Origin of the sequence: Paenibacillus maysiensis (assembly GCF_000520815.1) — a bacterium.
Lineage (GTDB): Bacteria > Bacillota > Bacilli > Paenibacillales > Paenibacillaceae > Paenibacillus > Paenibacillus maysiensis.
Genome location: NZ_ASRY01000128.1, coordinates 1 through 23185 on the forward strand (window position 1 = coordinate 1; position 23185 = coordinate 23185).

The 23185-nt window shown below is 47.3% G+C and carries 21 protein-coding genes, 1 other RNA gene and 2 pseudogenes; 2 read left to right on the forward strand and 22 right to left on the reverse strand.

Translation table 11 applies throughout. From position 1 onward, the window contains the following. Positions 1-798, forward strand: a 798-nt coding sequence (locus tag L696_RS0108375; RefSeq protein WP_025683251.1) for an ABC transporter ATP-binding protein, incomplete at its 5' end; no start/stop codon positions are given. Positions 799-1217: 419 nt separating this feature from the next. Beyond that, positions 1218-2438: an aminotransferase-like domain-containing protein gene (locus L696_RS0108380; RefSeq protein WP_025683252.1), complete on the forward strand. Its 1221-nt coding sequence runs from the start codon at positions 1218-1220 to the stop codon at positions 2436-2438. Positions 2439-2806: 368 nt separating this feature from the next. On the opposite strand, the gene rnpB is transcribed toward L696_RS0108380, so the two are convergent. The 22 genes and pseudogenes from rnpB to L696_RS0108485 all read right to left on the reverse strand — a co-directional run bounded on the left by rnpB (position 2807) and on the right by L696_RS0108485 (position 23145). Next, an RNA gene (gene rnpB, locus L696_RS28385) (RNase P RNA component class A) lies at positions 2807-3205 on the reverse strand. Positions 3206-3338: 133 nt separating this feature from the next. Continuing rightward, positions 3339-3450: pseudogene (locus tag L696_RS32465) on the reverse strand (flavin oxidoreductase); the annotation flags it as partial. Between the two features lie 64 nt (positions 3451-3514). Then, positions 3515-4630 (reverse strand): Nif3-like dinuclear metal center hexameric protein, encoded by a 1116-nt coding sequence (locus L696_RS0108390; protein WP_025683253.1) that lies wholly within the window; start codon positions 4628-4630, stop codon positions 3515-3517. Further along, positions 4606-5367 carry a tRNA (adenine(22)-N(1))-methyltransferase gene (locus tag L696_RS0108395; RefSeq protein WP_025683254.1) on the reverse strand — a complete coding sequence of 254 codons (762 nt, stop codon included), beginning with the start codon at positions 5365-5367 and terminating at the stop codon, positions 4606-4608. Before L696_RS0108395 ends, L696_RS0108390 begins: the two co-directional genes overlap by 25 nt. Next, a complete protein-coding gene (locus L696_RS0108400; RefSeq protein WP_025683255.1) occupies positions 5364-6203 on the reverse strand; it encodes a hypothetical protein in 840 nt (279 codons plus the stop codon). Before L696_RS0108400 ends, L696_RS0108395 begins: the two co-directional genes overlap by 4 nt. Positions 6204-6289: 86 nt before the next feature. Then, positions 6290-7423: an RNA polymerase sigma factor RpoD gene (gene rpoD / locus L696_RS0108405; protein ID WP_025683256.1), complete on the reverse strand. Its 1134-nt coding sequence runs from the start codon at positions 7421-7423 to the stop codon at positions 6290-6292. Positions 7424-7466: 43 nt separating this feature from the next. Then, the gene (gene dnaG / locus L696_RS0108410; protein WP_025683257.1) at positions 7467-9338 is read right to left on the reverse strand and encodes a DNA primase; all 1872 of its coding nucleotides are present in this window, start codon (positions 9336-9338) and stop codon (positions 7467-7469) included. Beyond that, entirely contained in the window at positions 9331-9813 is a 483-nt protein-coding gene (locus L696_RS0108415; protein WP_049827311.1) for a YaiI/YqxD family protein, read from the reverse strand. Before L696_RS0108415 ends, dnaG begins: the two co-directional genes overlap by 8 nt. 113 nt (positions 9814-9926) lie before the next feature. Next, positions 9927-12002 carry a glycine--tRNA ligase subunit beta gene (gene glyS, locus L696_RS0108420; protein ID WP_025683259.1) on the reverse strand — a complete coding sequence of 692 codons (2076 nt, stop codon included), beginning with the start codon at positions 12000-12002 and terminating at the stop codon, positions 9927-9929. Beyond that, positions 11995-12879, reverse strand: a complete 885-nt coding sequence (glyQ, locus tag L696_RS0108425; protein ID WP_025683260.1) for a glycine--tRNA ligase subunit alpha — start codon at positions 12877-12879, stop codon at positions 11995-11997. Before glyQ ends, glyS begins: the two co-directional genes overlap by 8 nt. A gap of 119 nt (positions 12880-12998) precedes the next feature. Continuing rightward, positions 12999-13154 carry a hypothetical protein gene (locus L696_RS30320; RefSeq protein ID WP_155985341.1) on the reverse strand — a complete coding sequence of 52 codons (156 nt, stop codon included), beginning with the start codon at positions 13152-13154 and terminating at the stop codon, positions 12999-13001. Between the two features lie 129 nt (positions 13155-13283). After that, a complete protein-coding gene (recO, locus tag L696_RS0108430) occupies positions 13284-14036 on the reverse strand; it encodes a DNA repair protein RecO (protein ID WP_025683261.1) in 753 nt (250 codons plus the stop codon). A gap of 42 nt (positions 14037-14078) precedes the next feature. Then, positions 14079-14216 carry a YqzL family protein gene (locus tag L696_RS29315; RefSeq protein ID WP_081750702.1) on the reverse strand — a complete coding sequence of 46 codons (138 nt, stop codon included), beginning with the start codon at positions 14214-14216 and terminating at the stop codon, positions 14079-14081. 524 nt (positions 14217-14740) lie between these two features. After that, entirely contained in the window at positions 14741-15643 is a 903-nt protein-coding gene (era, locus tag L696_RS0108440) for a GTPase Era (protein ID WP_025683262.1), read from the reverse strand. 49 nt (positions 15644-15692) lie between these two features. Continuing rightward, positions 15693-16067, reverse strand: coding sequence for a diacylglycerol kinase family protein (locus L696_RS0108445; RefSeq protein ID WP_025683263.1), 375 nt, complete (start codon positions 16065-16067; stop codon positions 15693-15695). Beyond that, the gene (gene ybeY / locus L696_RS0108450) at positions 16067-16564 is read right to left on the reverse strand and encodes an rRNA maturation RNase YbeY (protein ID WP_025683264.1); all 498 of its coding nucleotides are present in this window, start codon (positions 16562-16564) and stop codon (positions 16067-16069) included. Before ybeY ends, L696_RS0108445 begins: the two co-directional genes overlap by 1 nt. 59 nt (positions 16565-16623) lie before the next feature. Beyond that, the gene (locus L696_RS0108455) at positions 16624-18870 is read right to left on the reverse strand and encodes an HD family phosphohydrolase (RefSeq protein ID WP_025683265.1); all 2247 of its coding nucleotides are present in this window, start codon (positions 18868-18870) and stop codon (positions 16624-16626) included. Between the two features lie 90 nt (positions 18871-18960). Then, positions 18961-19932 carry a PhoH family protein gene (locus L696_RS0108460; RefSeq protein ID WP_025683266.1) on the reverse strand — a complete coding sequence of 324 codons (972 nt, stop codon included), beginning with the start codon at positions 19930-19932 and terminating at the stop codon, positions 18961-18963. 6 nt (positions 19933-19938) lie between these two features. Beyond that, a complete protein-coding gene (yqfD, locus tag L696_RS0108465; RefSeq protein WP_025683267.1) occupies positions 19939-21132 on the reverse strand; it encodes a sporulation protein YqfD in 1194 nt (397 codons plus the stop codon). Then, the gene (gene yqfC, locus L696_RS0108470) at positions 21129-21422 is read right to left on the reverse strand and encodes a sporulation protein YqfC (RefSeq protein WP_025683268.1); all 294 of its coding nucleotides are present in this window, start codon (positions 21420-21422) and stop codon (positions 21129-21131) included. The genes yqfD and yqfC overlap by 4 nt, the downstream gene beginning before the upstream one ends. A 387-nt stretch (positions 21423-21809) precedes the next feature. Continuing rightward, a pseudogene (locus L696_RS29320) lies at positions 21810-22425 on the reverse strand (APC family permease); the annotation flags it as partial. A 129-nt stretch (positions 22426-22554) separates the two neighbouring features. Then, complete coding sequence (locus L696_RS0108485; protein WP_025683271.1) at positions 22555-23145, reverse strand: hypothetical protein; 591 nt, start codon at positions 23143-23145, stop codon at positions 22555-22557. Between the last annotated feature and the right edge of the window lie 40 nt (positions 23146-23185).

Below are 23185 nucleotides of genomic sequence, written 5' to 3' on the forward strand. Positions count from 1 at the left end.
TTCGAATTTCTAGGTGAAGAAGAATTGGCGGATGAGAGCGACAAGACCAAGAAGCTGGACAACGCCAAAGGGGATGTCGAATTCAAACATGTCCGTTTCGGTTATAACGAAGACCGTATGATTATCAAAGACTTCTCCATGAAAGCTGAAGCCGGTCAGAAAATTGCCATTGTTGGTCCGACAGGCGCCGGTAAGACGACGCTCGTGAATTTGCTCATGCGGTTCTATGAGCTAAGCGGCGGGGAAATCTATATTGACGGAACCCCGATCAGCCAATTAACACGTGAGAATATTCATCAATTATTCTGTATGGTGCTGCAGGATACCTGGCTGTTTGAAGGAACGATCCGTGAGAATATCGTCTTTTCCAAAGAGCATGTTACTGATGAACAGGTGGAAGCTGCATGTCGAGCGGTGGGGCTGCACAGCTTCCTTAAAACACTGCCGCAGGGCTATGATACGATGCTGGACGACAAAGCCAGTCTCTCTGCCGGACAAAAGCAATTGATTACCATTGCAAGAGCCATGATTGAAGATGCACCCATGCTCATTCTGGATGAGGCCACAAGCTCGGTCGATACGCGTACGGAATTGCTGATTCAACAAGCGATGGACCAACTGACTGTAGGGAAAACCTCCTTTGTGATTGCCCACCGCCTCTCGACGATCAAGAACGCAGATCTGATTCTCGTCATGAAGGACGGTGACATTATGGAAACGGGTAACCATGAGGAATTGCTGGCTAAAGGCGGCTTCTATGCCGATCTATACAACAGTCAGTTTGAACATGCATCCTAAAATATAACCAGTCCCTATTTGAAAAAAACATTATAGTAGTCACTTATAGCATATCAGGGTAAAAGAGAGACGTGTCTGGATCGCTGCGAAGGACGATCCAGACACGTTTTTGGTATGCTCAAAAGCTGTCCGATGTTTGGCAGATCAGCTTGTTTATTATATTTTTTCATAGCTGCTAGAATTTCCAATGCCATATTATCGACTATGCGATAACGTGTTAAGTTTTGCAAGAAAGCTTCATGTAGAATTGTGGGTAACTTTGCTTTGCTGATTCTTATGCACATGTGGTTGAGGGGTGGTTTTTTCTGCTTTCCATTAGACCAATCAACTGTAATATTCAGACGTTTACTGTTATACTTCATTATTGTTATAATACAATAAATTTCATAGTACAGTATAGAACACAGGAGATGATTGGATTGGAATACAAATTTTCGGGTATGGCTCGTACTCAGGGCTCGTCCATCGTTAGGGACATTTTGAAGCTGACACAGGGAACAGAAGTGTTATCCCTAGCAGGCGGTCTTCCGGCCGACGCCTTTTTTCCCATTGAAGCTGTTGCTAAAGCCTATGAGCGGGTATTCCGTCTCGGCGGTACTACCGCGCTTCAATACGGTCTAACCGATGGATACATTCCTCTACGGGAACGCCTTACAACCATGATGGCATCCCAAGGCATCTCCGTCACCAGAGATAACATCATCATGACGACGGGCTCACAGCAGACTATCGATCTGGTTTCGCGTGTGCTGATTGATCCGCAGAATACTGTATTAGTGGAGTCTCCTACTTATTTGGCAGCTCTTCAGGTGTTTAAGTCCTATGGCGCCAACATTGTAAGTGTAAATACAGACTCCAACGGTATGCAATTAGATGATCTTGAAGCCAAGCTCAAGGAATATCAGCCTAAATTCGTGTATGTCATCCCAACTTTCTCCAACCCATCGGGGAGTGTATGGAGCATGGAACGCAGAGTAGGCGTTGTTGAGCTATGCCGTAAATACGGAACTTTGATTTTTGAGGATGATCCTTATGGACGTCTGAAATTTGATGAAAACCTTAACTTCCCTACCCTTTTATCCATTGACCAGCAGCAAGGTGGAGACAGTCATGTCATGTACACCTCTACGTTCTCCAAAACCGTTGCTCCTGGTGTTCGATCTGGATGGCTTGTTGCTGATCAAGCGATTGTCAATAGAGTCTCGAAGGCCAAACAATCTGCTGATCTTCACTCCAGCAGTATCGATCAACGTGCTTTAAATGAGCTCTTGGACTTTTTTGATTTGGATGGACATATTCGTACCGTATCCAGCGAATATCACTCTCGTATGCTACGCCTCACAACACTGATGAAAGAACGTCAATGGGAAGGCATTACGTGGAATGATGCACTTGGCGGCATGTTTATGTGGGTCACTTTACCCGAAGGCTTCCGTTCCGATCGCTTGCTGGAACTGGCCATTCAGGAAGGGGTCGCATTTGTGCCAGGACAAGTATTTTATGCTGATCTGAGCGGCAGCAACCATATGCGAATCAACTTTACGCATACTGATCCTTCACTGCTTCCTGAAGCGGTTAACCGTTTGGATCGGGCATTGAAGATGTATACGGAAGAGAATGTAGTAAAAAGCGTCCGCTGAGTAGCATGTGAGCACTGAGAGGCGCTTCGCTTCTTCAGATTCAAATTCTCCGCTACGCTGCTGTTTGGCTACTCCCGCACGTTTTTACGTTAGAGGGATGGGCAGTAAAAAAATAGAATGAAGCCCCCAGTAATTATGCTGGGGGCTTCATTCTATTTTGGGAAAGAACTAAGAAAAAAAGATTTATCTAATTGCTATGAAAATGCACTTATACTGCGTAAATCGGTGCATTAAAAATGGTGAGTCATGATTCCCACAGGAACATGACTCACCATTTTTAATCATTCATTAAATACATTTGGATTCCAAGTTTTCCATACAAACAGTCATTTAAAAGGTTAACATCATACATTTTAAGGTGTTGCAGTGTGGAAAGTTTTCCGTAAGCCGGGTTCTGTGCTATTCGTGGTTCAGACGGGAACTACCCTCCCACTACAAGCGACAATCATCTATCTAGGCCGAATATTGCTATCCGGCTCCAGCGACCAACCTAGACACGCCTCGGGCTAAGGCCGCTTCGCGAAGAAGCTGTGTCCCATTAGGTCTTGCTCCAGATGGGGTTTACCAGGAACGAAGTCACCAGCGTTCCTCGGGGTCTCTTACACCTCGGTTCCATCCTTGCCTGTGCCGCAAGCGGCCATCGGCGGTCCATTTCTGTGGCACTATCCTTCAACTCGCGCTGACTGGACGTTATCCAGCATCCTGCCCTATGGAGCCCGGACTTTCCTCTCGCGGTTCACACCGCCAGCGATTGTCTGTTAAACTTTCCGAACAACATTACATAGTATACAGGGAACGCACGCTCGACACAACCCTAAAAATATTGTAAATTAGCAAGCTTCCTTTATTTGTTCAAATAAAACGGGTATACCTTCTTTTGTAGCGTATCATCTGCCACAAAATAAGTAGAGCCCGAGGCCATTACATTCTGCACACCATTATGACGGGAAGTAACAACAGCAACCATCCCCGGATAGGCATGGATTGCAGGATCAGCAATTAAAGTTCGCATACAACCTCTCCCCTATGACTAAAAGAAGTAAAAACACTTTCATCTTCTCATAGAAGTTAAGCTTTTACAAAAATTGAAAAGGCTCGGTATTCACCTGGGATATATGCACTTCCGTAGAGTATCGGCCTTCTTCCAGCCGTTTGCGCATCCATTCTGCGGTTTTAGGCTTCATAATCTTCTCTGCGTTATGACCAGGGTCAATGATGGCAATGCCAGCCATAAGGGCATCCTGAGCCGTGTGATAGTCGATATCGCCCGTTACTAATACGTCAGCCCCTTTAAAAATCGACTTGTTCACATAGCGGCTGCCAGAGCCTCCGAGTACGGCTGCTTTTTTGATTGTACGGTCCAGGTCGCCCACTACACGTACATGCTCAACGTTGAAGCCTTCTTTCACATCATTGACAAACTCGCGTAACGTGCGGGCTTCCTTGAGCTTGCCCACCCGTCCCAGGCCAAATGTGCGGCCCTGCAAATCCATATGGTACAGGTCATAGGCCACCTCTTCATAAGGATGAGCTTTGAGCATCGCCTGAACAACTTTGTTGCGGACACCCTGTGGTACAACCGTCTCTATGCGCACCTCTTCGCTGCGTTCCATTTTACCCGGCTCACCCAAAAACGGCTGTGTGCCTTCACCTGGCACGAAAGTTCCATAGCCATCAATGTTAAAGCTGCAATGGCTGTAATTGCCGATATGTCCGGCTCCCGCACCCAACACAGCGTCCAACACCCGTTGATGATGTGTTTTCGGTACAAAAACGACAAGCTTGAACAATTGCTCCGTGTGGACATCCTCCAGCGTACCTTCACTTTGAATGCCCAAAGCTTCGGCCATCCAGTCATTCATACCGTCCTCTGCCGTATCCAGATTCGTGTGACTGATGTAGACGGCAATATCGTTCTTGATCAGCTTTTCATACAATCTGCCTGCGGGCTGATCCGTATTCAATGCTTTGAGTGGACGGAATATGATAGCATGATGGGCAATAATCAGGTCGGCCTTTACACGGATCGCCTCTTCCACAACCTCATCATTGACATCCAGAGCTACCAGTATGTTTTTGATCTCTTTTTGCAGACTGCCAAGCTGAAGCCCGATTCTGTCGTCCGGAACTGCCAAATATTTTGGAGCCAACTGTTCCATATAGCTAATTACCGTTTGTCCTTTGGCAAACATGCAAGTACCTCCTTTAGCTGTTCAATTTGCTTACGTAATTGCTCCTGCTTTTGCTGCGCCGATTCCTGCTCTGACCGCGCCAACTGTGCAAGCACGTTCTGGAGCTTATGAATTTCCAGCTTCCATTTACGGAAAAAAACTTCATTAGGTTCTCTTACCAGTAACGGTCCAAGCTGTTCCAGCCACTCCTGCGTCAATACTAGCGAGCTGCCGGAAAGGGCTAACGGTCGGTATAGCTCATCCTGCTTCACAGAGCTATCCGACAGGGGTATAGCCGTCAAAACTTCATATATTTTTCCATCTTCTTCCATAATATGCTCACCTGTCAATACCCATTGATGCTCGATCAGCCATCGGCGCAAAATATCCTCGCCTACGTTTGGTTGTAAAACAAGCCGCTTCACTGAATCCAACTTGTCTTTCCCCTGCTCCAAAATAGAAGCAATCAAGGCACCGCCCATGCCTGCTATCGTAATAACATCAACCTCATCGGCTGTAATTACGGCCAAGCCGTCGCCTTTTCTAACGGTTATGCGATCAGTAAGACCCGCTTCAGCGACCTGCTTTTGAGCCGCACGCAATGGCCCATCATTGACTTCGCCTGCCACAGCCTGGGTTACCAGGCCGCTACGCACCGCGGCCACAGGGAGCAGCCCGTGGTCAGAGCCAATATCCGCTAATCTACTCCCGATAGGGAGTTGTTCCATAATATATTGTAATCGTTGAGAAAGCTTCATGACGTCACCCACGTAATCCATTTTTTTCGAGTCCAAAATAAAATTCCTACAACAACAGCCAACTTCAATAAGCCGTACAATACAACATCTCCCGATGATTGATGACGCAGCACAATCATGTCTGCTTCAGGCATGAAAACCAATGTCATTCCGATAGCAAAGCAGACCGAAGCCAGACGTGAAAAGCGGCGATGTACCCACCAGCTTAACCATACCAGCAATGCTACATGCAAAATCCAAAATCCCTCCAGCATCACGTGAGAAGCCGCAGGCCAGTAACGGCCAATAAGAACTGCATATACCAAAAGCAGTGCAATAAAGCCACAGTAGTGAAGCAAAGTGATACGCAGGGTTAAGCCTACAAGGCACCATACCAGCCCGCACAGACCGACAAGAACCACAACCCAAAATTTAGGTTCACCCTGGTGGAGCTGAATAATCCACACCCCTGAACCCAGCATAATCACACTGCCCAAGATACTCAGCATAGCGCTCATGCTCTTTTCTGAAGAACGCCAAACTGCAGCTACTCCATAGCAGATCCCGGTTACTGCACATGCCGAGAATATTTGCATTGCCAACGGAAAAGCGGTAAAATAAAAACCGATCAAACAAATGCAGGAAATAATGACAAAACCAAGAAGCCAGGCGATTCCATGCCCGGTTCTAAGATATGTAAACAGCCCGGTGCTACTGTGGCTTTGGCTCTGTGACGGATTTTCGTCCTCTCGATATAGGTTAGACAAAAAATCACAATATTGCTCAGGGAGCAGCCGACTTCGCCGCCAATGTTCAATTTCATGCAACAGTATTGCCCGTTTTTTCTCCTGGTCCAAGCTTTTCCCCTCCACCAAGGCTGCCATGGGATAAAAAAAGACCTTCTGCGCGCTCCAAGCCGCAGAAGGTCCGCAATGTTACGCTTCTATTCGAGGAAATCCTTCAGTCGCTTACTGCGGCTTGGATGGCGCAGCTTACGCAGCGCTTTAGCCTCAATCTGACGAATACGTTCGCGTGTAACACCGAATACTTTACCCACTTCCTCAAGGGTTCTGGTTCTACCGTCGTCCAAACCAAAACGGAGACGCAAGACGTTTTCTTCCCGTTCGGTCAACGTATCCAGCACATCCTCAAGCTGTTCCTTCAGAAGTTCATAGGCAGCCGCATCCGCAGGCGCCAGCGCTTCCTGGTCCTCAATGAAATCCCCCAAATGTGAATCATCTTCTTCACCAATTGGCGTTTCCAATGAAACCGGTTCTTGGGCAATTTTCATAATTTCCCGTACTTTCTCCACGCTCAGCTCCATCTCCGCAGCCACTTCTTCCGGCGTAGGTTCACGCCCCAGCTCTTGCAACAGTTGACGCGATACGCGAATCAACTTGTTGATTGTTTCCACCATATGCACGGGAATACGAATCGTTCTCGCCTGATCGGCTATGGCACGCGTAATGGCCTGACGAATCCACCAGGTCGCATACGTACTGAATTTAAATCCTTTTTCGTAATCAAATTTTTCTACTGCCTTAATCAGACCCATGTTACCTTCCTGAATCAGATCCAGGAAAAGCATTCCACGGCCAACATAACGCTTGGCAATACTTACAACCAGACGCAAATTCGCCTCTGCGAGTCGACGTTTGGCTTCTTCATCACCGTTGTTGATCCGTTTTGCCAGCTCCACCTCATCATCAGCGGAAAGAAGCGGTACACGGCCGATTTCTTTCAGGTACATCCGGACCGGATCATTGATTTTAATACCGGGAGGCAGGCTCAGATCGTCATCGTAGTTAAAGTCATCCCCGTCGTTATTTTCCGGGTCGTCGTTTGGACGCAATCTGGTAACTTCTTCGTCGTTGTCATTTACTACCTCAATCCCCAAGTCACCCAGTTGCTCATAAAACTCATCCATTTGCTCGGGGTCCTGATCAAACGACGATAGTTTTTCCATGATATCTTTGTAGTTCAGAGAGGAACTTTTTTTACCCAACTCAATCAATTGATCTTTAACCTGATCCAGTGTCAGTTCCGTCTCCAGTTCAGTATGCTGATCATTCGCCATCTTTCGACTCCCTCCTCCCTAGAAACATCCGACCTCTGTGTGTTCATTGTCTCTCTAGGGCTATAATCTCAATTACAATTTGTGCTGCGCGCAAAGCATCACCAGAACGCTCCGCGGCTCTCATTTCTTCTCTCTTCAAATCCAGTTGCTTCTGCAATGGAAATTTGCACACCTGCTGAATACAATCGTCCAATACGTGTGGCGATACATCTGGAGCATCCATCATCATAATCGAGCTTACGGTTTTCTCCAGACGATCGTCTTGAAGAGAAGAAATAAATCGGCTCGTATCCGGTAATTTACCTTGTGCATAATAGGCGTATAGATAAGCAGCAATTGCTGCATGATCCTCAATATTAAAGGCATCCCCCAGATGCTTCTCCACATATTGTGCAGTTTCTGCATCCTGCATCATCCAGTGGAGTAATCTACGTTCCGCCACATGATAAGCTGGCATGACATTTGGTTTTGCAATCTGCCCGTTTTTATGCCTACCATTATTCCACCGATTTTCGTTATTATCCCCAAAGTCCTGTTTTTTTTGCAGGGACTGTCGGAGTAAATTGCATTCTTGCTTTAAGGTTTCAAAATCCACCTTGACTTCGGCTGATACTTCGCGCAAATACACTTCCCGCTCGGTCGGGGATGACAGAGGTGCAATGACATTTAATGCTTCGCGGGAATACGCGATTCTTCCTTCTTCCTCTTGCAGTATATGGTTTTTTTTCAGATATATAAGCTTAAATTTCACCGTTGAAACGGCACTTTCGATAATTTGGCGCTGAAACCTTTCCCCGCCGTATTGCCGGATAAAATCATCCGGGTCCATACCGTCGCTGACCAGCGCTACCTTAACGTGAAGTCCCGCATTTTCCAGCAACGGAAAATTTTTGAGCGCAGCAGCTTGTCCTGCCCGGTCACCATCATAGCAAATAATGACCTCGTCGCACAGTCCCTTTAGCATTGTGGCATGATGCTCCGTCAAAGCTGTGCCCATAGCGGCCACCCCGTTCTGCACACCTGCTTCCCAAGCCGAGATGACATCACCGTATCCTTCAAAAAGAACACTCTGGCGAAGCTTGCGAATTGAATTCTTGGCATGGTGGAGATTGTACAGGGTCCGACTCTTGTTGAACAGCTTGGTTTCGGGTGAATTCAAATACTTGGGCTGTCCTTCACCCAGTATACGGCCCGCAAAGGCAATTACTTTTCCATTTCGATTCCAAATGGGAAACATAATGCGATCCCTGAAACGATCCACATACCCATCCCCCTCATGTCGGGGAGAAATAAGCCCGCCCTTTTCCATCTCAACAGGATCGAAAGAACGCTTCTCCAGAAACTGGACGATCGTATCCCATCGGTTAGGGGCATAGCCAATTTGAAATTGATCAATGATCTTGTCAGTAAATCCCCGTGACCGCAAATACTCCATAGCCGGTTTGCCATGCTCCGTATTTTTAAGGAGAAAATGGTACATCTTAGATGTTAGCTCGTACGCTTGCAACAACCTGTCCAACTCAGGATGCTGATGCGTTGACTCACGTCCCTGCCATTCGCCGAGAGGGATATGACTTTCTTCCGCCATTGTTCTGACAGCTTCGGGAAAGGATAGTCCTTCGATTTCCATCATAAATTTGATGGCATTGCCTCCCGCGCCGCAGCCGTAGCAGTAAAAAATCTGACGATCCGGTGTCACGGTGAATGAAGGGGTTTTTTCGGAATGAAAAGGACAGAGCCCTTTCATATACTTCCCCTGCTTGGTCAAATGCACGTACTTGCTTACCGTATCTACGATATCATGATGCTGTAAAACCGACTCAATGATATCGTCCGGTATGTTGCCTTGTCCAGCACTCATGTTAACCACCTTCATCTCTTTAGCACGTAAATATAATTCGATACCGTTATTCATTCTCCTGCAAGCAGAGTAAAAGTTTTGTCAGTTTATGTTGAAAAACTTCACGATCCTCTGTTGTAAACGGTTTAGGACCTTTTCCATAACGTCCTTTTTTCCTTTCCTTGGCAGAAGTGTGACGGCGGTCGAGCATAAAATCAATCGAATCGTTTCGATACATTGCTCCGCGAAATGACATAACCTCACAGCCTTTAGCCAAAGCAAGTGCCGCAAGACCGTAATCGTTGGTGGTTACAATGTCTCCCCGACGGATATGATTAGCAATATAGAGATCAGCGCTTTGGTCGCTACGGTCCACTTTTACGATGGTCACGCCTCCGCTGCCCTGGATAAGATGATCATACGAAGATACCATAATAACCTGAACTTGAAAACGGGAAGCTGTATCCGCAATTTCGCTTTTGACAGGACAAGCGTCACCGTCGACAACGATCCGCACATCCGATAAACCTCCGGATATTCCCACAAGCATCCCCCATCTCATCCGGATTCGAGTAAAATACGGAACGGCTGCAAGATCACTCTTACACCGTTCCGTATATTTATACCCATTTTTTCAAGTTGTTCATACTATTACAGCTACGATTAGCCCACGAGCTTGGAAAAATCAGCAAAACGCTTCAGTTCTGTATCAATGGCAGCCAGCAATGCCAGACGATTATTACGAATCGCATCATCCTCAGCCATAACCATTACGGAATCAAAGAACGCTGTGATCGCAGGAGTAATGGACGAGGCAAGTGCTAAAGCTCGCGTGGCATCGCCTTCCTGCAATGCTGTAAGATAAGATTCATAAACGCCGTACCATGCTTCATAGAGCGCTTTTTCACCCTGTTCCGTAAATTCACCCGTATTAACTGATGCATGAACAGCTTTTGCAGCCAAATTGCCTACACGGTTAAACGACTCTACCGTTGCTTTAAAGGCATCTCCCGTTTGTACCGCATTCATCAGAGCAGCTCCGCGATTAACGACAGAAGCAACATCATCAAATCCAGCGGCAAGCACAGCGTCAACGACGTCATAACGAAGCGTCTCGGACAACAGCTTTTTCACCCGCAAACCGAAGAATTCATGTAACTCTTTACGAATTTCATCGGCAGAACGTTTCATACTTCCAAGGTTGTCGTGTACGTCAAGCGCAATATTGAACACATCAGACAAAGTTGCCGAAAAATTACGATCCAGCAAAATCTGCACAATACCCGCGGCCTGGCGACGTAGCGCATAAGGGTCCTGCGAGCCTGTCGGAATAATACCGATAGAGAAGCAGCCAGTGATGGTATCCATTTTATCAGCGATGCTGACGATAGCCCCTGCGTTCGTAGAAGGAACCATTTCTCCGGCAAAACGCGGCTGATAATGCTCAAATACCGCTCTCGCCACTTCTTCCTTCTCTCCAGCCTTACGGGCATAGTCCTCACCCATAACCCCTTGCAGTTCCGGAAACTCATATACCATTTGCGTTACCAGGTCGAATTTACAAATATCCGCCGCCCGGCTAACCGACTCCTGTGTATCCGGGGAAACCCGCAGCTTTTCAGCTAAAGCATCGGCAATGCGGCGAATCCGCCGTACCTTATCTCCAACCGTACCCAATTCCTCGTGGAAAACGATACTTTCCAGCTTGGAGAGCGCATCCTTGATTTCCAGTCTCTGATCTTCCTCATAAAAGAATTTGGCATCAGACAGCCGTGCGCGCAATACTTTTTCGTTCCCTTTGGCGATAACATCCAGTGATTGACTCCCTCCGTTACGTACCGTAACAAAGTATGGCAGTAGCTCTCCCGCACGATCCAGAACCGGGAAATAGCGTTGATGCTCACGCATGGAAGTAATCAGCACATCCTTCGGAATGTTGAGGAACGAAGGATCAAAACCTCCGAACAGTACCGTCGGCGTTTCGACCAGATACAGCACTTCTTCCAGCAGATCATCCTTAACCGCGATCGTCCAGTCTTTTTCGGCTGCCAACGCTTCAATCTGCTTCATGATAATGGACTGGCGTTCCGCAATATCCACAATGACATGCTGTTTACGAAGCGCCTCAACATAGTCTGCCGGACTTTCTACAACAGTATCCTGCCCGAGAAAACGATGTCCTCTTGTCACATTCCCGGATTGAACCCCGGCAATTTCCAGGTTAACAATATCGTTGCCAAACAAGGCGATCAACCAGCGGATTGGACGAACAAACTTAAAGTCATAGCTGGCCCAACGCATAAATTTAGGGAAGGTCATGGCATGCAAAATGTGCAATAAGCCTTCGGACAGCACTTCCGCTGTCGGTACACCTATACTGCTCTTGGTCGCGTAAATATACTCCACGCCTCCAAGCTCCTTGAACGTAAACTGTTCAGGATCAACACCTTGGCTACGGGCAAAGCCGAGAGCAGCCTTGCTCCAATTACCGGCTTCGTCAAGTGCGATTTTGCGGGAAGGACCTTTGACTTCTTCGTTAATATCTTCCTGCTTTTCGGCTACTTCCTTAACCAGCACCGCCAGACGACGAGGGGTAGCATAAGCTTCTACATCACCATGAGCAATACGTGAGCTGTCCAGCCATGCCGTCATACGCTCCTTCAACTGCTGAATCGCAGCAGGGATAAAACGGGCGGGCACTTCTTCCAAACCGATTTCAAACAGCAAATCCTTAGACATGTGCCGCACCTCCTTTCAACAGCGGGAAGCCGAGCTTCTCGCGTTCCTCCAGATAAGTTGCAGCCACCTGACGGGCCAAATTCCGTACACGCATAATAAATCCGGTTCGTTCCGTTACACTGATTGCGCCGCGGGCATCCAGCAAGTTGAACGCATGAGAGCATTTCAGCACATAATCGTAGGCTGGAAATACAAGGTGCTGCGCCATGGCTTTATTCGCTTCTTCTTCATACATATTAAAAAGGGTGAAAAGCATTTTGACATCAGATACTTCAAACGTATATTTAGAATGCTCAAATTCAGGCTGGTGGAAAACATCACCATATGTGATACCATTAACCCACTCGAGATCGAATACGTTCTCCTTGTCCTGAATGTAGGACGCAAGACGCTCCATACCATACGTAATTTCAACCGCAACCGGACTGGCATCGATACCACCCACTTGCTGAAAATACGTGAATTGGGTAATTTCCATACCGTCCAGCCATACTTCCCAACCTAATCCCCATGCTCCCAGCGTTGGCGCTTCCCAGTTGTCTTCAACGAAGCGAATATCATGCTCCAGAGGATTAATACCAAGGCGGCTCAAGCTCTCCAGATACAATTCCTGAATGTTATCAGGCGATGGCTTCAAAACAACCTGAAACTGGTGATGCTGATACAGACGGTTCGGGTTCTCCCCATAACGACCATCTGCGGGACGGCGGGATGGCTCAACATAAGCTACGTTCCACGGTTCAGGTCCAATCGAACGTAAATACGTCATCGGGTTCATTGTGCCTGCCCCTTTTTCCGTGTCATACGGCTGTACAATAATACAGTTGTGCTCAGCCCAAAATTGTTGCAGTGTGAAAATCATCTGCTGAAAATTCATGGTACACCCTTCCCTTCCAAATTACCTCAAATGGTGGTGATCATTCTTCGTAAAGCTTCTATGTACAGGGCTGCCAACTTCCAACAAGCCTCGCCAGAGACAGCAAAAAGCCCCCGCCTCTACGCCTGTACAGACGTAGGGACGAGAGCTGACTCCCGCGGTTCCACCCTACTTGATTGCAGTCCTTCATCACCAGCCAGACTGTAATCCTCTTTTCCGTGTCCATTCAGATGCTCCCGAGTGCCTTGTTCACGAAGATTTCCCGCCAGGCTCACACCGTCCCCGACTCGCTTACTCTAGAGAATAAACTCCGCTACTTTCTCGTTCAATGCCTCTGCTCCAGAAGGAGATATATAGTAGGATATTACACGTTTTTAGCAGCACAGTCAAGGGAGCAAGATGTTTCACATATCATATTTGTCGAGCTGATCCAGAAAATTACGGGATTTCAGCTTGACCTCCAGCTGCATGTCCATGAACTGGCGCATGACATGTTTGATTTCCAGCTTGGTCGAGTCCTTCACATCAATGTTGCCGAGCCGGTTAAGATCCATTCTTGCGAACAAACGTAACAGCTTCAACGTACGCGGTGTCACACTCAATGCAGCTGGGTCAAAATGCTTGTAGCTTCGACATAAGACCCCGCCCAGCCTCGGACTGATAAACATATCTTCATCAGCATACTGCTGTCCGCTGGAAATACAGGCATCAAGCTGGGGAGCATATCCGGCCGCCTGCAATATTTTAAATTCATAAATGCTCATGACGATCACCGGATCTTTTCCGCTCTCCAGCGCTTCCAGACATGCTTTAAGCTGCTTGAACCAAAAGGTGCCCGTTTCCTCATCATGTAGTACCCGGTCAAGCAATTCACAGGCATATGAGGCGTAAGCCGCCTTGGTAATATCCTCGCGCAGTGTATGGTGGGATTGGATAATTTCACCGGCATTCAACGTGCCTAAGCCGGTATTTCGAAAAAATACAAATTCACCATACGTAAACGGCTGCGTTAAAGCAGCATGACGGCTTTTGGGCTTCTTGGCTCCTCTGACCAGCACGCCTGTCTTACCGCCGCTTTCGGTGCAAAGCGTAATAATTTTGTTCCCCTCACCGTAATCCATGCTGCGGATGACGATTCCTTCCACCCTGTAAAGCATGCCTCTTCCCCCAAACATTCGCGAAGAAGCCAGTGGCTTGCACTATTCACGGGCTTCTTCATGCTCGTCCGACTCTCCTTCATCCGTGTCTTGCTCCCGTGTCACGGCGCTCTCCCTGTATAACAGATACGCACCGACATCCCCAGTCTTCGCAAAATACTTCCACGAAAAATCTCGCAATCGTATTCATCCTTTCTTCGGAAATGACGTTTGCATCTCAAAATTAGGATGATGCGAGGAGAGGTGAAGTATGCGATGAAATAAATGGATTGCGTTAAAAAAAGTGTGTTGCTGTAGAGCGGTGCTGAGACGCTCCGCGAATGATTTGATCTTTCGATCGCTGTTACCCCTGAATTTATTTGTATTTGAAACATGAAAAGGTTTAAATTCAGGGGTAAAGGCGAACGCTGACGCTTCTTCAGATTCAAATCCTTCGCTCCGCTACAGCGCGCATACAGTTACACAACCTTTTTTTAAAGCATTCCTTTTTTCAGTGCTGGGAGGTAGGAAGTTGAAGTACCAAGAGTTAAGCGCCGCACATGCGCGGCGCTTTTGAATACCGAGACACAACACTTCTCATGCATTAGTTGGTAGTCGGGACGGCTTTTATGGTGCTTAATGACCAAGCATATAGTTCTAACTAATTTAACGCTCAATTTTAAGATCCCTTTTAGGGGACCAAAGGTTGAGAAATTAACAAGCTTTTAAGCGTCGCGGTGGAAGCCGAGGTCGCGCAGTACACGATCCTGGTTACGCCAGTCTTTTTTGACCTTTACCCACAGTTCCAGGAAAATTTTAGAGCCTAGCAGGTTTTGGATATCTATACGTGCCTGTTTGCCCACTTCCTTGAGCATAGCTCCCTGCTTACCGATAATGATACCCTTCTGAGAATCCCGTTCCACAAAAATGACTGCCATAATATGCACTACACCATTATCCTGCACCTTCATGTCTTCAATCATAACTGCAATAGAATGGGGTACTTCCTCACGTGTCATATGCAAAATCTTTTCCCGTACCAGCTCGGCAATGACGAACTGCTCCGGATGGTCGGTAATTTGGTCATCCGGGTAATATTGCGGGCCTTCAGGCAAGTATTTCTGTATCTGCTCCAGCAGACGGTTCACATTGTTGCCCATTTTGGCCGAGATCGGCACGATTTCTGCAAAGTCGTACAACTTGCGATACTGCTCAATCAGGGGCAACAACGCTTCCGGCTCAATGCGATCAATTTTATTCAACACCAAGATAACTGGCGTTTTTACTTGTTTAAGCTGTTCGGCAATAAAACGGTCGCCTCCGCCTAATCCTTCAGAGGCATCAATAAGGAAAAGTACAGCCTCAACTTCGCCCAACGTATTAAAGGCTGTCTGATTCATGTAGTCGCCCAGTTTAGACTGGCGCTTATGAATGCCTGGTGTGTCCAAAAATACAATTTGCGTGTCCTCTGTAGTGAATACCCCATGTATTTTATTACGTGTAGTTTGGGGCTTGTCCGACATGATGGCGATTTTCTGGCCGATGACATGGTTCATCAGTGTTGATTTTCCTACATTGGGTCTGCCAACAATTGCGACAAAGCCTGATTTAAAGTGTTTCTTAGCCATTTCATTTCCTCCAGCGCGATTAAGCGCCTATTTTTATTTTGGTTTTCCATTAAAAAAGCTGACTAATCAAGGTCAACAACGGCCTGTAAAACACAAATATACCAATAATTACAGCAAAAACCGCTGCCAGGAGCACGGCTCCGGCGGCGGTGTCTTTAGCCGCTTTGGCCAGCGGATGAATATCGGGTGAGATGAGATCCACCGCTGCTTCAACAGCGGTGTTGAACAGTTCGGCTGCAATGACTATAGCGATAGCCACGCAGACGAATAACCAGTCGAGCCGGGAGATGTGCAGAGTTAAGCCTGCTACAATGACAAGGAGCGCCACGACCACATGTATCCGCATATTTACTTGCGTACGCAGTGCGTACATCACGCCTTCTGCCGCATAGCGAAAGGTCATTCTCCAAGGCTGACGTCTCATTACCGTGTCAACCCCACTTGAGCCAGTACAGCTTCCTGTTTACCCATCATTTCAGCTTCACTCACATCATCCTGATGATCATAGCCTAACAGATGCAGAAAGCCGTGAACAAACAAAAAACCGATTTCACGCTCAATCGAATGTCCGTATTCTTCGCTCTGAGCTTGCGCTGTCTGCACGGAAATAATAATATCCCCCAGCACATTCGGCACATCGTCCAGCGGTCCTTCGTCATCCAGCTCATAGATAATTTCAAGCTCTTCATCCAGTGTTTCCTTCATGGCAAATGACAGCACATCGGTTGGACGATCGATTCCGCGATAATCCCTGTTCAGTTCATGGATTTGCTCGTCATTCACGAAGGTGAGGGCAACCTCACCGTCCGTCACTCCTTCCACCTTGCCTGCTTCCTCCAATAGAGTGTTCAGCAAACCAATCAAGGATTCATGGATTACCATATCGTTTTGTTCATTATTCCAAGCTAATTGAAGGCTCATGCCAACCGCTCCTTTTAATTCTAATGCTCCAGCCGCACTTCATACACAAGCCTATTATGCTATGCTTTCCCGTTCTCAGGCTTTGGTCTTTCTTCGGGATATTCGATCCGGGAATGGAAAGTTCCCATCACGGTTTCTTTAAGAGTTTGAGCTACAATATCAAGCTCCCGCATCGTTAGCTCACAATCGTTGAACTGGTGATCATCCAGACGACTTTTGATAATTTTTTCAATCATCGACTCCACCTGATCCACCGTCGGTTTCCGCAGGGAACGAACTGCCGCTTCCACACTATCGGCAATCCCGACCACAGCAGCCTCCTTGGACTGGGCTTTTGGCCCAGGATAACGAAAATCATCCTCGGTAAAATCCGGCTCTACGCCCTGCTCCTCCGCCTCACGTAGCGCCTTGTGATAAAAATAGTGTAAAAATGTCGTTCCGTGATGCTGCTCGGCAATATCACGAATCGGCTTTGGCAGCTTGTAATCCAATTGCATTTCCACACCGTCACGGGCATGGGCAATAATGATGGACTTACTCAGCTTTGGTTCTATTGTATCATGCGGATTGTCCATGCCATTCTGATTTTCAATGAAGTACGAAGGGCGCTTTGTTTTACCAATGTCATGATAATACGAACCAACCCTGCACAACAAGCCGTTAGCGCCTATAGCTTCCGCCGCAGCCTCTGACAGATTACCTACCATTACGCTATGGTGATACGTACCCGGTGTCTCCGTGAGCAGCTTGCGAAGTAGCGGATGATTCGGGTTAGACAGCTCAACCAGTTTCAGCGTTGACAAAATGCCAAAGGTAGACTCAAAAAATGGCATAAGCCCAATCACAAGTATCGCTGTAATTAAACCGCCTGCAAAAGCAAAAGCTACCGCATAGAGCGTCGTTGTTTGAGTCCAGTTGCTCTGGTCGATCAGCGCCAGAGTAAAGACGGACATAGAGCCGAACAGGCATACCATAATCGCTCCCTTGAACAGCGTGGAACGCTGACTGGCTCGATGCGTTGAAAAAATCGCCGCAAGACAAACCACAAGGGCAAAAAAGCCGAAGTTAAAATCAAAAATTTGTCCTTGTCGGACATTCAAAATGACACTTGCCAATATACTAAATATAACGGCACAAACGAACGCCAGCGACATATCGAGCAACAGCGTTACGAGCATGGCTCCAAGCGCGATAGGCGCCAGATAGCCGAGATAAGACCGTTCACTGTCCTGCAATATGGCGGTTAACATCATTGCGCCCACCGTGATTACAAAAATCAACACCAGCATAAGCAATTGTGCATTGTTATACTTGAAACGTCGCGTTCGTGATTGGAATTGGCGAATATACATAAACAGACCCAAGGCCAGCATCGCAGACAGCATCAACAGGCCAAATTGCGGCCAATAGTTGATCTTGTCCTTTAGCAGCTCGTTCTCATCCAGTAAGGTATAAATTTCCTGGGTAATAATCTCGCCTTTCTTGACGAGCACTTCACCCTGTTTGATATAGACTGTTGGTGTATCTTCACGAGCCTGTACCCTGGCATCCTTCGTAGCTGTATCATCATAAAACTTGTTGGCCGTAATCACAAGCCTTGCAAGCTCCTGAACAACTTCACGGGAGGTGCGCTTGGTAAGCGTACTTGTACTGACCCGCTCGGCCACCTTGGCCCGGGCTGTTTGTGCGTCCGTAATCTGATCGTTCATCAATCCGGTCACGATTTCACGCGCTACCGGCCGCATCTCGGCAATATCCTCGGACGTGAGACGCGGAATTTTGATAAAGGTTTCCTCTGGAATCCGATAGGTTTGCTCTTTTGTTTTTTGCAGTACTTCATCCAACAGCTTTTCCGGGTAAGCATCCGCGTTACGGCTATTGTTCACAAAATTTTGCACAAATTCCCGCGCACGCTGAGGAATTTCATCCTTGTAAATGGAAATTTTGTCGGATCTGGAAACCTGATCGTCCTGATTGAGCCGTTCAATTCGGTCTAGAATACCCGTAATCAGGTTATCGTTGCGAATCGGTACAATCGTATACATGGGCTGTACCTGTTCAGCAGACTCTTCCTGAGCCTTTAATGTCGCTTTGCTATTGGGAAGCTGCATAGGAGCCACAATTTCCTTTTCACTCGGCTGGTTTACCCGAATGTCATAGCGCTCGGGAAGCAGCTTGGACGCAAAACCTACGTAAAAAAGAACCACTAAAAATAAAAACAGAAGATAGCGTGTCGCCACGCTATACTTCCATCCACTCATTCTATGCTGGAACGTTTTGCCCTTAGACAATTCCTTCGAGGTCATCTAAAACAATCCCTCTCCATCATCTTTTTCAAGACAGCTACGCTGCTTATTTTCATACTTCTGATAGCTCCACTTCTGTGATATGAAGGCTCATCCCTGATTTTCGGCAACCTGGTCGTAAGCCACGATGATTTTCTGAACCAGAGAATGACGGACAACATCCTCTTGTGCAAAATGTACGAAGCCTATTTCCTCAATTCCCTGTAAAATCGCATTCGCTTCAATCAGACCGGATTTTTTGCCACGAGGCAAATCAATTTGCGTAACATCACCGGTGATGACCATTTTGGAGCCAAAGCCCAGTCGGGTCAAAAACATTTTCATTTGCTCCGGCGTGGTGTTTTGCGCTTCATCCAAAATAATGAACGAATCGTCCAGCGTCCGTCCCCGCATGTAGGCCAGCGGCGCAATTTCAATCAACCCGCGCTCCAGTGCCTTTGCTGTCTGCTCCGGTCCCATAACATCGTACAACGCGTCATACAACGGGCGCAGATACGGATCAACCTTTTCCTGCAAATCCCCTGGCAAAAAGCCCAAATTCTCGCCTGCTTCCACCGCAGGACGGGTCAATACAATTCGCTTGACCGAGCCTTCCTTCAGGGCAGCTACCGCCAGCACCACAGCCAAATACGTTTTACCTGTACCCGCCGGGCCAATCCCAAATACGATATCGCGTTTTTTTATCGTGGTTACATAGTGCTTTTGTCCAATCGTTTTGACACGGATCGGCTTGCCCCGGAAGGTGGTTGTGATTTCTCCCTTGAACAGATCAAGCAATTGATCGGCGCGTAAATCTTTTGCCAACTCAATCGCATAATGGACGTCTCTTTCGGTCAGGATATACCCATTACGAATTAACTGGAGCAGTACATCGAACAATTGTTCGAGCACTTCCACCTCATGGACGTTACCAAAAATATTGATTTCTGCCTCACGGGAATCCATTTTTGCTGGAACAGCCGCTTCAATCAATTTTAAAAAGGAATCCTGCGGGCCGAACAGCGCCTGTCCTTCTCCCGCATTGTTCAATGCAATTTGTATGCTGCGTTGTTGTTCTGCCAAATAGCCTCATTCTCCTTGGTTATGAACTAGCGGAAGTTCTTCCGCAATATTCTGTTCCACTTCAAAAAGCACTTTCATATAAACTTTACCATTCTCTCTCTTCTCATGCAAAATTTTTTGGCTCATTATTTTCGTTCCTTTGCCATATTTGGCTAAAATATCGGCTCGTGCCCCTTCTATTCCCCTATTTTGGGCTTCTGCTTCCGTAAGCTTATCCTCATGTATCTTCGTCTCCCTTACGCTTTCGGTCATCCAACCGACGGGAAGACGGAAGGAGCGCCACGTCAGCGGGTCATGCTCAACTGTGGTTTTATGCGCAGAATAAGGGATTTTTCCATATCCCCATAACTGCACCGCGTGGTTGCCCAGCACCAGATACAGGCGGTCGTGACTGTTTCCAGTATATGCGCTGCTGCGTCGCACCGTCGGACTGCTAATTTCGTACTCATGCCACACGAGGCCCTTAATCTCCCCCTTGGCTACGACCTGCTGCTGATTTTCCTCATCTCCGAGCGTTCCCGAGATAAGTATGGCTCCTTTTTTGACACGTGTATTTTTATGCACGACAGGACGACCCTGCTCGGCAAAAATTTCAGTGACTACTGCATCTGCATTGCTGATGAGATGACGCGGACTGTAGAGCTGCGCAGGAGTAGGCTGTGAGGCTTCAACGACCTGAATCGTCACCGAAGTACCCTGCTTATCTACGCCGATCCAGGATGCCTCAGGGAGCTTCTGCATGAGTGCACGCGAAAGCTTGTCCTGACTGGAAACACGGAAGCTCCATTGAAACGGATACAGCCCCTCCTGACGGGCAGCTTTGAGTACAGCTTCCGTTGTGAGCTTGTCATTCCCCTTTACTTCAACGTTCCAGATGAGCGAGGACATCAGGAACAGGCCTACCCAGAATACAGCCAGTCCAACCAGAAAAAATTTACGTTTGGCCAGCCGCGCAGCGATAAAGGGAGTCCCTTGGCGTTTTAAAATATGCATTTTGCAGCCTGTCCTTCTCAGAAGCGGACGCAGCAGGAAGACATGCGGCAGCAGAAGGTTCATTTCCGCATGTCTTGTACCCATCGGCCGCACGTTCCAAACAGGTATTTGATGCTCAGTGAGCAGATTAATGAAAGCTTCCACGCTCTCGCCCTTAACGCTAAGGGTAACCGTGCCACGCAGCTTTGTTAAAGCGGGATGTTTCATGAGCCTTCCTCCGTTCCTTCCAATTGGATATCCGTAATGTGTCCTTCCACACTTACCTGCTCAGGCACAATAGACGTAATGACAAGCCCATGCCCCGTCACCCGCAACCTGCCTTGCGCAAGCGCAAGTACAAGCCGATCCGGCGTGAAGTCCACGACGCCCCGGTGATTCTCCACATAAAGCTGGCGGCTGCCAATGAGAGTTAACCTCGGCAGGTCAAATAGAATGTCCTGCGGAAGTTCCAGCGTCTCACTGGCCCACTTTCGCAGTTTGCGGCTCATCCGGCTCATACGACGGAATCTCCTTTCCTGTCATGAAAACAATTCTTATCAAATGGCTAATAATTGTTTTTATGGCGCTACGCTGCTGATTTTCATCTCCTGTTATTTCCATTCAGTGGATCATAGTCATTTTCATGGTAGCTACGCTGCTTTTTTATAAATTGCCGATGCCGCTTAGATATGGGCGTCGTTACACCAGCGCCACAGATATCTGTACTGTACACTTTATGATCCAGCCGCCATATTTATGAAACGAAACTAACAATTCATAGTAGCCCTTATTTTACATAGCAAGAACCTTGATACTTGCAAAATGCAAAATGAAAAAGACAAGCCCGATTCAAGCATCGAAACGAGATTGTCTTTTCCTGATTCTATAGAGCCGTTCTGTTATTTTTAGGAATCATGATTCAAAAGAGAGTTTTTTCTGGAATATAGAAAATAAACGGCCAGACCTATAACGAGCCAAATCAGAAAACGGATAAACGTTTGGCTATGTAAATTCAGGATGAGCGCCCCACACGAAATAATAGCCAAAATCGGAATATACGGAACACCCGGACATCGGAAGGCTCTGGGCAGATCCGGCTGTGTTCTTCGCATCACAATGGCCCCCCACATTCCACAATCCCCGCAACCCAGTTCTGACCTGCAACCTGCAAGACAAGTGACACCGGATGAGAAACACCTTCAAACTGCATAAACGGTACAATCCCTGTCATAATCCCACTAACAATGACATATAAAAGCGTACAAATAACAAGCGAGAAAATGATACCCCGTGGTAAATCACGAGCTGGATTTTTAGTTTCTTCTGCGGCAGATGAAACGGCATCGAAAATTCGTTTGGGTTTTCGGATTCCAAAATAAACAATAACGTAATACCCATCAAAATCAGAAAAGCTGGAAGATTAAAACGGGTGGGGTGGTCCTTTAAAGCGCCTGGTGCAGCAGTTAATTCAAGTGGAATATGAATGCCGAGTCCATTCAGGAATGACACAAAGTACCCCGATCAGCACTGATTTCTATTCTGGACTGGTCTATGTATTAGCAAAAAAATAGTCCGCCACCAGCTAAAGCCGGGGCGGACTAAACCATTCATGCAAACTGCTCAAATAAAACGATAACAGCTCTTGTCTTTTTAACGTCTTCCTCCGCCCATATAACGCTTGGAACGCGGAGGACCTAATATTTCTGCCCAAATCACACCTCTGCGCAGGTCAGCCGCAGTTACTGTACTACGCTCCTGTGAAGCTCCCTCAGGGGCATCTGTAATCTCTCCCGACTCCCTTGCATTGGATATGCGATCAAGACGGGCTAAAACCGATCTACGCTCTTCTTCCATGGCCCGGATTCGGTCCTCCAGAGTCGAACCGTTATCCAGGGAATCCCGATTTGTTTGCTGCTCTGTTTCCGTCCAATCATTCATTTGTTCTTCCATGCGACGAGCTTCCATAACTACACGCCGTTCATCAGGAAACTGACGCTGCAATTCTCCGGCAGTATTCTGCCTTTGCGGCTGACGTTGCTCCTGTCTGTGTTCCGTAGAGAAAGGTCCGGAGGAGGATGAAGGGCCGCGAGAGCCGTGGTCGCCACCAAACGTAGGCATACCCTTTCCCGGCGGCGCTTTTCTCTCTGTGCTTTTCATGCTTTTGCCCAAAAAAGACACCAACGCAAAGCCGATCACAATCAGGATATACAAATGCTCAAAAATCCAGCTGATAAAGTTCATAACTCACCGCCTTGCTGCCGTAATTCACCGGCTATATCCC